12 protein-coding genes are annotated in these 13,606 nt (G+C 72.3%); 4 read left to right on the forward strand and 8 right to left on the reverse strand.

Features of this window, described 5'->3' with window-relative positions; genetic code table 11:
* Window positions 1-124: 124 nt before the first annotated feature.
* Entirely contained in the window at window positions 125-1,108 is a 984-nt protein-coding gene (gene ygfZ / locus ACSC1Q_RS26060; protein ID WP_436761303.1) for a CAF17-like 4Fe-4S cluster assembly/insertion protein YgfZ, read from the reverse strand.
* Between the two features lie 365 nt (window positions 1,109-1,473).
* Here ygfZ and ACSC1Q_RS26065 point away from each other — a divergent pair, with 365 nt between their 5' ends.
* A complete protein-coding gene (locus ACSC1Q_RS26065; RefSeq protein ID WP_436761304.1) occupies window positions 1,474-3,405 on the forward strand; it encodes an RNA ligase family protein in 1,932 nt (643 codons plus the stop codon).
* Between the two features lie 2 nt (window positions 3,406-3,407).
* Entirely contained in the window at window positions 3,408-6,710 is a 3,303-nt protein-coding gene (locus tag ACSC1Q_RS26070; protein WP_436761305.1) for a poly(A) polymerase, read from the forward strand.
* A gap of 218 nt (window positions 6,711-6,928) precedes the next feature.
* Here the strand turns inward: ACSC1Q_RS26070 and ACSC1Q_RS26075 are convergent, their stop codons facing one another.
* Window positions 6,929-7,345 (reverse strand): Fur family transcriptional regulator, encoded by a 417-nt coding sequence (locus ACSC1Q_RS26075; RefSeq protein WP_436761306.1) that lies wholly within the window; start codon window positions 7,343-7,345, stop codon window positions 6,929-6,931.
* 173 nt (window positions 7,346-7,518) lie between these two features.
* Entirely contained in the window at window positions 7,519-7,920 is a 402-nt protein-coding gene (locus ACSC1Q_RS26080) for a winged helix-turn-helix transcriptional regulator (protein ID WP_436761307.1), read from the reverse strand.
* Window positions 7,921-7,998: 78 nt separating this feature from the next.
* Here ACSC1Q_RS26080 and ACSC1Q_RS26085 point away from each other — a divergent pair, with 78 nt between their 5' ends.
* Entirely contained in the window at window positions 7,999-8,868 is an 870-nt protein-coding gene (locus ACSC1Q_RS26085; RefSeq protein ID WP_436761308.1) for an NAD(P)H-binding protein, read from the forward strand.
* A gap of 68 nt (window positions 8,869-8,936) precedes the next feature.
* On the opposite strand, the gene ACSC1Q_RS26090 is transcribed toward ACSC1Q_RS26085, so the two are convergent.
* From ACSC1Q_RS26090 to ACSC1Q_RS26110, 5 genes are all read right to left on the reverse strand, one after another.
* Complete coding sequence (locus ACSC1Q_RS26090) at window positions 8,937-9,503, reverse strand: hypothetical protein (RefSeq protein ID WP_436761309.1); 567 nt, start codon at window positions 9,501-9,503, stop codon at window positions 8,937-8,939.
* Between the two features lie 187 nt (window positions 9,504-9,690).
* Window positions 9,691-10,260, reverse strand: a complete 570-nt coding sequence (locus ACSC1Q_RS26095; protein WP_436761310.1) for a hypothetical protein — start codon at window positions 10,258-10,260, stop codon at window positions 9,691-9,693.
* Between the two features lie 671 nt (window positions 10,261-10,931).
* On the reverse strand, window positions 10,932-11,867 hold the full coding sequence (locus ACSC1Q_RS26100; protein WP_436761311.1) for an NAD(P)-dependent oxidoreductase: 936 nt from the start codon (window positions 11,865-11,867) through the stop codon (window positions 10,932-10,934).
* 240 nt (window positions 11,868-12,107) lie between these two features.
* Window positions 12,108-12,413, reverse strand: coding sequence for a DUF2470 domain-containing protein (locus ACSC1Q_RS26105; protein ID WP_436761312.1), 306 nt, complete (start codon window positions 12,411-12,413; stop codon window positions 12,108-12,110).
* 44 nt (window positions 12,414-12,457) lie between these two features.
* Window positions 12,458-12,967 (reverse strand): heme-binding beta-barrel domain-containing protein, encoded by a 510-nt coding sequence (locus tag ACSC1Q_RS26110; RefSeq protein ID WP_436761313.1) that lies wholly within the window; start codon window positions 12,965-12,967, stop codon window positions 12,458-12,460.
* A 67-nt stretch (window positions 12,968-13,034) separates the two neighbouring features.
* On the opposite strand from ACSC1Q_RS26110, the gene ACSC1Q_RS26115 reads away from it, so the two are divergent.
* The gene (locus ACSC1Q_RS26115) at window positions 13,035-13,397 is read left to right on the forward strand and encodes a DsrE family protein (protein WP_355622372.1); all 363 of its coding nucleotides are present in this window, start codon (window positions 13,035-13,037) and stop codon (window positions 13,395-13,397) included.
* The last annotated feature ends 209 nt before the right edge of the window (window positions 13,398-13,606 follow it).

The raw sequence follows: 13,606 nt of genomic DNA on the forward strand, positions 1-13,606 counted from the left end.
AACCGCGCCCCGGGCCGTACGCTGCCCGGGGAGGGCCGGGTGGCTCGGGACCGTGTCGTCACGGCTTCCGGGAAGGCCGAGCGGCCCGCCCGGTCGCCCCCGTTCCGTCGCGGGCCGTCGGCCTTCAGCGGACGCGGCGGCGCAGGCTCGGGTCGATCTGGACGTTGCGCCCGGCGTCCGGCGGCACGATGACCTCCTGGGACGCGGCCACCCCTCCGGCCTCCAGCGTGGTCTCCACCGGCACGGTCCGCTTCACCACGGCCAGCGCGACCGGGCCCAGCTCGTGATGGCGCGCCGAGCTGCCCACGAACCCGACCTCCGTGCCGTCGAGGGTCACCGGGGCGCCGTGCTTGGGCAGGGTGTCGACGCTGCCGTCCAGGTGCAGGAAGACCAGGCGGCGGGGCGGGTGGCCCAGGTTGTGCACGCGGGCCACGGTCTCCTGTCCCTTGTAACAGCCCTTGTTGAGGTGGAGGGCCGCGCCGATCCAGCCCACCTCGTGCGGGATCGTCTTGTGGTCGGTCTCGAAGCCCAGGCGGGGACGGTGCCCCTCGATCCGCAGCGCCTCGTACGCCCAGAGCCCGGCGAGCCCCAGCCCGAGCCGCCCGGCCAGCAGGTCACGCGGGAGCAGGATGTCCCGGCCGACGGCGACGGCGCCCTCGGGCAGGTCGGGGTGCGACTCCCCCGCGACGGAGACCACGGCGTAGCGATCCGTCACGTCGGCGACCTCGACCCTCAGCATGAACCGCATCTTGTCGAGGAACGCGGTCACCTCCGCGCCGGTGCCCGGCTCGACGTGGGCCCACACCGCCTCGCCGTCGTCGACGAGGACGAGGTGGTGCTCCACCCTGCCCTGGGCGTCCAGCAGCAGCGTCTCGGTGGGCCGACCGGGTTTCAGGTCGTCGAGTTTCTGCGAGCTGAGGCTGTTGAGCCAGCTCAGACGGTCGGGTCCGGAGATCCGGACGACCTCGCGGTTGCTCCGGTCGACCATCGCCTCTCCGGCGAGCAGCGCGCGCTGCTCGGCGAACGGGTCGCCGTAGTGTCCGGCGACGTCGGCGTCGGGCGTCTCAGCCGCGACCGCGCCGGGAGTGTCCAGCAGAGGGCTTCGCATACACACAGCCTACGAGGCCCCGCCGGTGCGAACGGCAGCGGCTCCGCCCGCTCACGAGGCCCCGCTCACGAGGAGGATTCCGAAGCCCCCGCCTGTCCCGCGGCCCGGGAACGAAAGGATCACCAGGACTCCCCCACCTCGGCGGTCGCCACATGATCCGGACCACACGACAAGAAAGATCGACAGTGCCGTCACCGCCGTCACCGCCGTCACGGTGAAACCGGCCGCCCCGGCCGCCACGCGGTTCGTGCTTCGTGCTTCGTGCTTCGAGCGGGGGCCGGTCGAGCCGCGCGGTTATTATGTGGATCCGCCCCGCCGCCTCCCATACAGTCGCCGCAGCGCGACTTCGTCATCGGGAGCAGATCATGCGAGTGCACTATCCCCGCACTCCCCACCTGCCCTGGTCCCCGGGGGCCACCTCGGACGACGTGCGTGCCGGGAGCCTGTCGGGGCTGGCAGGCCGGGAGGTCGTCGTCACCGAGAAGCTCGACGGGGAGAACACCACCCTGTACGCGGACGGGACGCACGCCCGTTCGCTGGACTCGGCGCACCATCCGTCCCGCGCGTGGATCAAGGCCCTGCACGGCAGGATCGCCAGGTTCATCCCGCCGGGATGGCGGGTGTGCGGCGAGAACCTCTACGCCCGGCACTCCATCGAGTACCGGGACCTGGAGAGCTGGTTCTACGCCTTCTCCGTCTGGGACGGCGACCGGTGCCTCGACTGGGACAGGACGGTGCGCCTGACCAGGCGGCTGGGGGTCCCGGTCCCGCCGGTGCTGTGGCGCGGCACGTTCGACGAGCGGGCGCTGCGGGCCCTGCGCCTGGACACGGCGCGGCGGGAGGGGTACGTCGTGCGGACCGCCGACGGGTTCCACCGGGAGGAGTTCCCCCACCGCGTCGCCAAGTGGGTGCGCCCGCGCCATGTCCGGACGACCGGGCACTGGATGCTCGCGCCCGTCGTCGAGAACGGTCTGGGGCCGGTCGCGGCACTGTGGGACGTGCGTTCGGGAGCCGATCCGGACGTGCCGGCGCTCCTCGCCGCGACGGGGCTGACGACCGGCGACCTGGCCCCGGCGGGACACGCGGCACCGGCCGCCGGTGCCCGCGCGACCGTGGCGACCGTCGCGACACGGACCGTCGCCCCTCACGCGGTCACCGCGACACCGGCCGCCGGCACGCGCGCCGTCACCGTGCCGCCCGGACGGGGAGTGACGGCCGGTGGCCCGGCGAGGCCCGCACCGCCGGAGGCCGCCGTCGAGCGCGCCGAGGCGGCCGTGGCCGACGTCTCCGCCAGGCTCGACCTGCTGGGCCGGACGGGGGACGCCCGGCTGGCGGGCGTCATGGCCGCCCTGTTCCGTGGCACGCGCCGGTCCTGGCTGGCGCCCGCCCTGGTGGCCCCCCTCGGCATGCCCCTGGCGCGGCGGGTCGCCGACCTGGTCGAGTTGCATCCCCGCCTGCACCGCGACTTCCCCGACGAGGCGCGCAGGACCGGCCTGGTGCGGCTGACCTTCGCGGCCGACCTGGGGGTCCTGCACGCGGTCGCCGCCGCCGCGCTGACCGGGCGCGCGGACGGCGACGCCACCGGCGCGCGCGAGCAGGTCGCGTGGTCGGAGCTGCACGCCGACGAGGCCGGCCTGCTCGGCGAGGCGCCGCTGGAGCCGCTGCGCCTGGGCCTGCGCCAGGCGCTCGGCGACTGCGAACCCGAGGTGGCGGACCGTTGCTGGGCCGAGACCCGGGAGGCCTACGCGCTGGGCCGGATCTCCACGGCCGAGGGTGGCCTGGCACTGAGCCGGCACCGGCGGTCCGGTGGATTTCCCCGGCTCGTCGTCATGGTCGGCCCATCGGGCAGCGGGAAGAGCACGTTCGCCGGAAACCTCACGAACACCGGCGCCGTCGTCGCGCTCGACGACCTGCGCCAGGCGCGTGGATCCCGGTCCGACCAGCGAGCCAATCAGGCGATCCTCCGCGAGGGCCTGCACCGGCTCGACGCGCTCCTCGCCTCCGGCGGGACCGTCGTGTGGGACGCCACGGCCCTGAACCGGCACCAGCGCTCCCTGGTGCACACCGTGGCCCGGGGGCGCGACGCGCTGGCGACGCAGGCGGTCATGCTGGTTCCGGGCGACCTGCTGGCCCGGCGCAACGCGAGCCGTGCGCACCCGGTGCCGCCGGAGGTGCTCTCGGCCCAGCTTCGCCGCTTCTCCCCGCCGTACGCGGGAGAGACGCACCGTACCTGGTACATCGGGCCGGAGGGGACCGTCCTCGACGTCGCCGGGGCCCTCGACGGCGACGAGGTGTGAGCATGCGGACAAGTGAGGAGATCTTCCACCGGGTCCGCTGGGATCCGCGGTTCGACCCGGCGCGGTTCGTCCTGGGGATACACGTGCGCGGGGCCGCGCCCAAGCGACTGCCGCTGCCCGCGTTCGTCCCCGGGGGCGACATCCCCTGGCACCGGATCCTGTTCGTCGAGGCCGACGGCGAGACGGTCTGGGACCGGTCCGCGGGGCTGGACCTCATCGACTCGTCGCAGGCGGGCCGGGTGCGCGACCCGCGCAGGCTCCGGGCGCCGTTCTTCACGGCCAGGACGCCGTTCTCGTGGGATCCGGTCGCGGGCTGGCGTCCCGCGGCACCGGCACCGGCACCGGCACCGGCCGGATACGCTCCGGCCGCGACGTGCCTGCGCGTGCTGACCTGGAACACCCTGTGGGACCGCTACGACAGCGACCGGCTGGACACCGCGCGGCGCCGTCCGATGCTGCTGGAGGAACTGGAGCGGGCGGACGCGGACGTCATCGCGCTGCAGGAGGTCGAGGCCGAGCTGCTCGGCATGCTGCTGCGGACCCCGTGGATCCGTTCCGCCTACACGCTGAGCACCGACCCCTCGGGCCGGGACGTCGACAACGACGGGCTCCTCCTGCTCACCCGCCTGCCCGTGCTGGAGGTGGGCACGCACGCCCTCGGCCCGCACAAGGCCGTCACCGCCGTCACGGTGGAGTCCGCCGCCGGACCGATCGTGGTGGCCGTCACGCACCTCAGCAGCGACCACTCCGACAACGGTCCCGCCCGGCGTGGAGCCGAACTCGCCCGGCTCGCCGAGGGGCTGCTCGGCGTGGACGGGGACGTGATCCTGGCGGGCGACCTCAACGACGGCGGGAGCGGGCCCGCCGAGGTGCTGGGCCTGCGGGACGCCTGGACGGAGATCCACGGCCCCGGCGACCCGACCGCCACCTTCGATCCGCGGGTCAACCCGCTGGCGGCCCTCTCCTCGCTCTCCGGCCGCGCGTCCCGGCTCGATCGTGTGCTGCTGCGCGGCCACGACCTGCGGGTCACGGCCGCGGCCCTGCGGGGCGACTCCCCGGCGGCCGACGGCCTGTTCGTGTCGGACCACTACGGCGTCGTCGTGGACATCGCCACCGGGCACGGCTCCTCCGACGTCCCCGGCTCCCCAGGGATGCACGGCGCTTCGGGAGTCCCCGGCACCTCAGGGAAGCGCGGCCCTTCGGGGGTCTCCAGCTCCCCGGGGGCGCACGGCGCGTCGGGAATCCCCGGCCTCTCAAGTACGCGCAGCGCTTCGGGGATCCCCGACGCCTCGGGTACGCACGGCGCTTCGGGGGTCTCCGGCTCCTCGGGAACACGCGGCTTCACCGGCGTTCCCGGCGTCCTCGACGCGCGGCCGACCGTCCGGACGGCGGTGGTCTGGATCCCCCCGGCCGAACTCTGGCCGGCGATCCAGGAGATCCGCCGGGAACACGACCCCCGGAGCCACCGGTGGCCGCCGCACGTCACGGTGATGTTTGGTTTCGTACCGGAATCCTCCTTCGAGCGGGCGGCTCCCGTCCTGGCCGCCGCCACGGCCGCGATCCCCCCGTTCACCGCCCGGCTGCGGGGCGTGCGCGCCTTCTCCCATCGTGACGGCTCCACGGTCTGGCTCGATCCGGCGTCGGACGGGCCGGAACCCTGGGCCGCGCTACGCGCCGCGCTGGAGCGCGGTTTCCCGCACTGCCGGGGCCGCTCCGGCGACTACACACCGCACCTGACCCTGGGAAGGGTCCGGGATCCCGGACGGTTCGCCGCCGACTGGGAGCGACGGCTGGGCGGGGAAGCCGGGGAGACGGCGCGGGTCGGCGAGCTGGTCCTGCTGTCGCGCCGGGGCGAGGAGCCCATGCGGCCCCGGGCGACCGTCGCCCTCGGAACGGGTGAGGTGCGCTGGCTCGACCACGGGACACACCCGCCCGGCTCCCCGCAGGACCCGGCGCATACCCCGGAGGACGATTCCGCGGAAAATCGGGCCCGGGAGATCGTGGAGCGGCTGCGGTGTCCGCAGGCGGAGGGGGTCGTCCACGTCGCCGGGTCACGGCGCCTGGGCTGCGCCCTGCCCGGCGCGGACCTGGACCTGGTGCTGGCGTTGCCCTCGACGGCCGACCTCGCGGACGTCGAGGCGCGGGTGAGGGCGGCCCTGCCGGAGGCGACCGGGTTGCGGCGCGTGATCGGCGCCAGGGTCCCCGGCCTCCGGTTCCGGTTCGGCGACCTGGACGTCGACCTGGTCGTCGTGCCGGTCACGGGGGCCATGGGGGTCACGGACATCGCGAAGGTCACAGAGGGCATGGTGGCCGCGAACACCGCCGGGGCCACGGACATCACAGCGGTCACAGACATCGCGGGGGCCGTGGAGGTCACTCCCGCCGAGGCGGTGTCGCGCCGTACCGAGCTGGACGAGGCCTCGGCGATCGCGCTGAGCGCGGTCGGTGACGCCGACGCGGTGCTCGCCTCGGTCGGCGATCGCCGTGCCGCCTTCGTCGAGCTGGCCCGGGAGGTGAAGGCGTGGGCGAGGGCGCGCGGGCTCGACTCGGCTCCGTTCGGGGGGCTGCCGGGTCTGGCCTGGACCGTCCTCGCCGCGCGGACGGTGCGCGAGGCAGGGGATCTTCCGCCGGGCGACCTGCTCCGCCACTTCTTCGGCACCTGGGCCGCGTGGGACTGGCACCGGCCGATCGTCCTCCGGCCGGAGGCTCCCGTACCGGGAACGGAAAGCGCGTCGACCGACCCGGGCGAACCACTGGCGGAGGAAACGGACGGGTCGGCCAGGTCCCCGTACGGACAGCAGGACGGAAGGTCTGACGCGGCTGTGTCGATCATGACTCCCACGGCCCCGGTCCGCCTGTGCAGCGAGCAGGTCGGCGCCGGTGGGCGAGATCTCCTGACCCAGGAGCTCTACAACGCCTGGGAGATCGTGGAGGCGGCGGCGGAGACCGGCCGGGATCCCCGGCCCGAGTTGCTGTCGGCACCGCCGTCGCACCGGCGGCACGCCGCGTGGGCGGTGGTGACCGTGCGGGTGCGACGATCCGAGGGGTTCGAGGTGACGCTGGGCCGCGTGCGGGGCCGGATGCGCGCGCTGCTCACCTCCCTGGAACGCGCGGGGGTACGGGACGCGCACGCCTGGCCCCGACCGTTCGAGATCGGCCGGGGAACGGCCCGGTACGCCGTGGGACTCGGCCGCACGCCACCGGACGCGGCCAGGCTCGCCGAGATCACCGCTCCATGGGCGACCGGCCTGCGCGGAGTCGGCGTCGAGTGGACGGAGGGCGGCGAGGTACCGACCCTTCTCTGATCACGCTCCCGCCCGGCTACTAGGGCCAGAGCTGATCACACTCCGGCCCGGGTGGCGCTGCGAGAACAGATCACACTCCCGCCCGGGCGCCGGGGCCAGGGGTAACCCCTCGTCCTCGCGCGCCGGCGCCGGAAATCACCGAGGCGGTCGTGCCCGGCGGGAGCCGTCCTGTGCTCTCGGCCGATACGCGCCGAGCGCCGCGCCCCTCGGCCCGGCCGTCAGTCGCGGCAGTTGCGGCAGCGGCCGAAGACCGTCAGGTGGTGCACGTCGGTGAGGAACCCGAGTTTCTGGTCGAGGTTGGCGACGAAATTCTCCACCAGGTCGGGGCTGACCTCACTGATCTCCCCGCAGCCACGGCAGACCAGGTGCACATGATCGGCCTCGGCCGTCAGGTGGTAGGTGGGAGCGCCGTGCCCGAGATGGGAGTGGGTGACCATGCCGAGCTCCTCAAGGAGCTCCAGGGTCCGGTAGACGGTTGAGATGTTCACCCCGCGCGCGGTCTCCCGCACCCGGTTGCAGATCTCCTCCGGGGTGGCGTGCTCGCAGGCCTTGACCGCCTCAAGCACCAGCTGGCGTTGCGGAGTGACCCGGTAACCGCGCGCCCGCAGTTCCTCATGCCACGACGTCTCGGTCATGTCCAGAGTCTATGAGCACTGGGACGCCATCGGTGTTCCTTATGACTCGCCTGAGACGCCGGAGCGAAGCAGAGGTCGGGGAGCCCCGCTGGGACACCTGTACGACTGATGCCCGTCCGGTCCTCGCCACTCAGGCGTTCTCGGCTTCCACGACGAATTCCCGGTGCGGCAAGCTAGCGGGCCGTGACCTCCGTGGCGCGATCACGGCGGGCGCGGGTGCGGGCGGCTTCGAGGCCGGTCCGGTGGTCGACGGCCCAGAGGCCCAGGGCGAGCACGGGCTCCAGGAAGGAGCGTCCGAGGTCGGTGAGCGCGTAGTCGACGCGCGGTGGCGCGCTCGGGTGCACGGTGCGGCTGATCAGCCCGTCCTCTTCGAGCCCGCGCAGCGTGCGCGTCAGCATGCGGCGGCTGAGGCCCTCCACCGACCTGTCCAGCTCGTTGAAGCCGTGGGCGCCGCGCGCCAGGATCGACAGGATCACGACGCTCCACTTGTCGCCCACCCGGCGCAGCACACTCGTCGCGGGGCAGTTCCGGTGATCGTCCATCGTGACGGGCACGGTGACGGAGGCAGTGGACATGAATGTGCCTTCTTTCGGGCTGTTCACCTGCTGGCCAAGGATCAGGGTACGCACCTCGACCTCCAAGGAGGATTCACCGTGATCGTTGTCAGCGGAGCGTCCGGGAAGCTCGGACGCCTCACCGTCGGGCATCTGCTCCAGCGGGTGGACGCCGCACGCGTCGTGGCCCTGTCCCGCACCCCGGACGACGTCGCCGATCTCGGAGTGACCACCCGGTACGCCGACTTCGACGACCCCGCCGGCCTGCCCGGCGCGTTCGAGGGCGCGGAACGACTGCTGATCATCAGCGTCGGCTCGTTCACCGGACCGGCCCCGGGGCACGCGAACGCCATCGACGCGGCGGTCAAGGCGGGCGTGGGTCATGTGATCTACACGTCGTTCGCCAGGGCGGGCGAGCCGGGCCAGCCCCAGCCGCTCATCCAGAACCACCTGGGGACCGAACGGCTGCTGGCGGAGTCGGGGCTGACGTTCACGGCGCTGCGCTTCAACCAGTGGCCGGAGATGTGGAACCTCGTCGGCGTGCCCGCGATCGCCGTCGCCACGGGGGTGCTGCCCAGCAACTCGGGTGACGGTCGCGTGGGACACGTCACCCGCGACGACAGCGCGGCCGTCGCCGCGGCCGTGCTCGCCGACGGCGGGTGCGAGGGGCAGCTCGTCGAGGTCACGGGCCCCGCGGCGGTGACGGACGCGGACGTCGCCGAGGCGCTGTCCCAGGTCACGGGCCGCCCGGTGCGCTGCGAGCAGGTCACGGACGCCGGACTGGCCGCGACGCTGTCCGAACGCGGGCTGCCCGAGCAATACGTCCAGGGGTGGATGGGTTTGGGCGCGTACAAGCGCGAAGGCTGGTTCGACGTCACCACGCACGCCGTCGAGCGGCTGGCCGGTCGCAGGCCCGCGACGATCGCCGACTACTTCGCCGCACACCCCGACGCCCTGCGTACCGCCTGAAGGTCATCTTTTGACACGAGGAGAAGCCCCCGCCAATCCACCGGCGGGGGCCGGTGTGGCACGGGAGCTCAGCCCTCGAACGACACGGTGGCGAACCGGTACCAGGTCTTGCCGTTCTCGTCCCCGTGGTGGACACGGCCGGTCATGACCTTGCCGGACCCCGCCAGCCAGCTGTGGCCGCTCTCCTTGTACTCACCGCTGGTGCTCCCGTCGATCAGCCGCACCTGCCGTCCCTGCCAGTACAGCGCGGCGCTGCGGTACCTCGTGTCGCCGTTCTCGTCGTCGTGGTGCCACCTGCCGACGACCACCTGATGGTCGGGGGCGCTGTAGTCGGACCTGCTCTCCCTCTGCGGGGAGGTCCAGTCGCCGGCGTGCGCCTGGACCTGCTCGCCGTTGATCAGAATCCGGCTGCACTGGTACGTGGTCGGCTTGTTCTCGTCGCCGTAGTGCGAGCGGCCGGTGAGCACCTGGTTCGGCGGGCAGGTGAACTGGACGCCCGCCGATTCCCACACGGTCTCGCTGTAGATGCGTTCCATCTTGATCGTCACCGCCGCCGAGGCGGGGGAGACCATGGTGGTGGCCGACAGGGCGGCGGCCACGGCGACGACGGACAGGGCCTTGCCGTACGTTCTCATCGTCTTCGGTTCCTTTCGAAGTGCGATCACGCGCGGGGCGGCGAGGATCGAGGAGGGTCCGGCCGGCTGTTCCCGGAGGCCTGAGGACGAGAACCGCTTCGGGAACGATCGGGCCCGGCCGGTTGCGCCGCCCGGCGCGACGGTCAGTGGATCTCCGCCGCTTCGAGGTGGGCGGCGGTCGGCGGGGTCAGCCCGCGAGGGTCACGCCGGCGGACCGGTAGTAGGTCCTGCCGTTCTCGTCCCCGCTGTGCAGACGACCGGTCATGACCTTGTTCCTGTTCGCGTGCCAGGTGTGGTTGCTCTCCTTGTGCGCACCGCTGATCTCTCCGTTGGCCAGCAGCACCTGCTGACCCCGCCAATAGACGGTGGCGGTGCGGTACCTCGTGTAGCCGTTCTCGTCACCCTCGTGCCACCTGCCGACGACCGCGTGGTGGTCGGGGGCGCTGTAGTCGGACCTGCTCTCCTTCTGGCGGGAGGTCCAGTCGCCGAGGTGCACCTGGGCCTGCTCGCCGTCGATGAGGATGAAGCTGCAGTAGTAGGTGGTGGGAGCGTCCTCGTCGCCGTAGTGCGAGCGGCCGGTGAGCACCGTGTTCGTCGGGCAGGTGAACGGGTCGATCCACTCCCACACCGTCTCGGCGTAGGCGCGCTCGACCTCGATCGTCGCGGCCGTGGCGGACGCGGATACGGGAGCCGCCACGGTCAGGGCCGCCAGGGCGGTCAGGGTGACCGCCGCGGCGGATAACGCCTTCTTCCTCATATGCATGTCTCCTGGGACGCGTTTTCGCTTGCCTCACGGAGGCTCACGGGGCGCACTGGTGATCCACTTGCGTCTCGGTTGTGGCGGCGGCCGGGCGCTCACCCTCACCGGCCGTCCGCTGCCGCCCGGCCGGGCACCGGCTCACGAACCGGTCGCCCCCGGCGCCTGATCGCGACCGACGGCAGCGGCTCCCGTTCGGGAATCGCCAACGGAGACGGCGCGGGTACGAGCGTCCGCGCACTGGCCCCGTTTCGCTCCCATCGGCCCTTGCGGCTGGTCAGAGGGCCGGATCCGGGTGGCGGCGGGAGATCGGGAAAATTCATTTGCCCTGGGGGCGCGGAGTTTCATAACGTACAGGCACGCCGAAAGGAGGTGGTCCGAACGATGGTTGCTCATAGTTGGGCTAGCGAGGTGGCTGTCCGCTAGGACGCCGCGACCGGACTCTGTCCGGGCGTCTGGCGACGTTCGGCGAATCCACGACAATCACCGGAACCCCGGGCCGCCGGAGGCGGGCGATCCCGCCTGTAGTCCACCGGCCCCCCTGCCGAGCAGGGGGAAGTGGCCCGGGGTTCTTCCCTTTCCAGCGCTTTTCTTCTGGAGCGTCCCGCTTCCGCGAGGCACGCCTCCGGAAGCCGTCCCTTCCCTCCGGATGCCGTCCCTTTACGAGACCGTCACTCCTGGAAGCCCGGATTGGCGCAGTGCAGCGGGCGCTCGCCGCCGAGGACCCTGACGATGTCCTCGCAGATCATCCGGGTCTGGTTGATCTCGGTGTCGTAGGTTCCGGAGCCCAGGTGCGGGGTGAGCACCACGTTGTCCATGTCGGCGAGCGGGTGGGCCGGGTCGAGCCACTCCCCGGCGAACCGGTCGAGGGCCGCGCCGCCGAGATGGCCGGCCCTCAGGGCCCCGACGAGCGCGTCCATGTCGTGCAGGGTCGCGTCCGAGGTGTTGACGAAGATCGCTCCGGGCTTCATCGCGGCGAACTCCGCCGCGCCGACCAGCCGGCCCGCGGACGCGGGGGCGTGCACGGAGACGACGTCGGCCTGGGCCAGCAGGACGTCGAGCCCGTACCGGTTCTCCGCCGCCTCGGGGTCGTGGACCATGACGCGCATGCCCAGCCCCTTCATCCGCCAGGCCACCGCGTGGCCGACCACCCCGTAGCCGATCAGGCCGACGGTCCGGCCCGCGAGCTCCCACGCGCGGTGGCGCCGGTAGGAGGCCATGCCCTGCCGGATCTCCCTGTCTCCGACCGCCACCCGGCGGGTCACCGCGAGGATCAGGGCGAGGGTGAGTTCGGCGACCGCGTCGGCGTCGCGGCCGGGGGCGCAGACGACGGGGATGCCCTTCGCCGTGGCGGCCGGGAGGTCCACGTTCCCCGCCTCGCTACGGGCGCAGCCCACCACCAGCAGGGGAAGGTCAAGGACCGGACCGGCGACCTCGTCGGACTCGGTGATGAGGATGCGCGCGCCGGTGTCCACGAGCTGCCGGGCGAGCTCGGCCGCCTGGTGGGGACTGTGGTCGGCTGGGTCGTAGTGAACGTCGATCAACTCTCTCAGGCGGTTCCACTCCTGACCTCGCATCGGCGCCAGTACGAGTGCTCGTGGTTTCACCGCGCCTCCTTTTTCAGGAAATTTTGGTATCTGGGAGCTTTCCACGAACGCCACGATCGGTCTCGACAGTGACCGGACCGTCATCAACCGGCCCACCGGCCCCTCCCCTACCGTTCACCGTTCGGAAGGAGAGCCCCTGGCGAACACCGGCCGGACGGCACGGCCATGCCGGATCGCCGCTCCACCGGATCCGGCCCGGCGCGCGGTCGGCGTGAAGAGGGAGGGACGGAGCAGGAAGGGTCAGTGCTCGCCGCGGGCGGGGACGCCGAGGGCGGCGCAGGCGTCACGGTAGAGGCGGACGACCTCCATCCGGACCTGGGCGCGTTCGGTCAGCGTGCCGCTCCAGGGGACCCGGACCGTGACGTCCCGCCCGCCGACCACGGCGGCGAACTCGATCGCCTCGGCGTCGACGCCGGTCGTCGTCGCGCCGGTGGCCTCGGGCTGCCCGCCGAGGCCCTTGCAGATCAGCAGCGCGTCATCGGCGTGGTCGTCGTTCATGTGGCGCTTGATGGCCTCGACCACGTCGGGGGTGAAGGGGGTGCTCATGCTCCAGAGCGTAGCCAGAGCCGTGTCCTGCCCGGTCGCGGACCTCACACCTCGTCGGGTACGAAGTCACCGACCCGCTTCAGCTCGGCCGAGATGTGGGACTGGAGCGGCTGCCGCATGGCCGCCATGTCGTACGCCCACATCAGGTTGCCGTTGACCAGCCCGTAGAGGCGGTGGCCCGCCGTGTACTCCTTGGCGGTCGCGGTGCGGGCCACCACGTCGGTCTGGAGCTCGATCTTGTTGAAGACCACCTCGCCGACGTAGACCTCCACGATGCCCGTGGGGTGCGACAGGCACACCTCAAGCTGGCGGCCCGGGAGCTGACGCCAGAAACCGGTCTCCGTGCCCAGCGGGCGGACCTTGTCACCCGCCTCGTCGAGCAGCCAGGTGCGGCTGGTGTACGTCAGGAACGGCTTGCCGTTGTGACCGAAGACGATCTCCTGGCCGAAGTTGAAACTCTCGATCGTCGGATATCCCCCGACCCCGGCGCCTTCCCATCGGCCCACGAGGAAGGCGATCGGCTCAAGATCGGGATGCAGTTCGGGAACGTCCATGAAAACGAGCCTAGGGCCGCTCGGGTATGGTTCGCGCCGGTGACACCGGGCCGCATAGGCTTCGAGCATGGCACGATCACTGGTGATCAAGGTTACCGCAGGCGAAGACTCACCCGAGCGCTGCAATCAGGCGTTCACGGTGGCCGCGGCGGCGTTGGCGAGCGGGGTTCCCGTCTCGCTCTGGCTGACGGGCGAGTCCGCCTGGTTCGCCCTTCCCGGCCGGGCGAAGGAGTTCACCCTCCCGCACGCCGCCCAGCTCGGCGACCTGCTCGACGCGGTGCTCGCGGGGGGCAGGGTGACCCTGTGCACGCAGTGCGCGGCCCGGCGGGACATCACGGTCGACGACGTGATCGAGGGCATCCGCATCGCGGGCGCCCCCACCTTCGTGGAAGAGGTGCTGGGCGAGGGCGTCCAGGCCCTCGTCTACTGAGGTCACCGGAACACCGCCCCCAGGCCCGCTTCCGCCGGACCACCGGCCGCCCGGCAAGACCGGGCAGCCGGTCTTCCACGGCGACGGGACGTACCCGTCAGCGAAAAGCCCCTGTAGCTGAGAGCCCCCGCCAATGAGAACTCCCCATCGGCGAGAACTCCTCATCGGTGAGAGCTCCCTGTCTCTGAGAGCTCCCTCTCACCGAGAGG

This window comes from Streptosporangium heterodermiicola (assembly GCF_051390675.1).
Taxonomy (GTDB): domain Bacteria; phylum Actinomycetota; class Actinomycetes; order Streptosporangiales; family Streptosporangiaceae; genus Streptosporangium.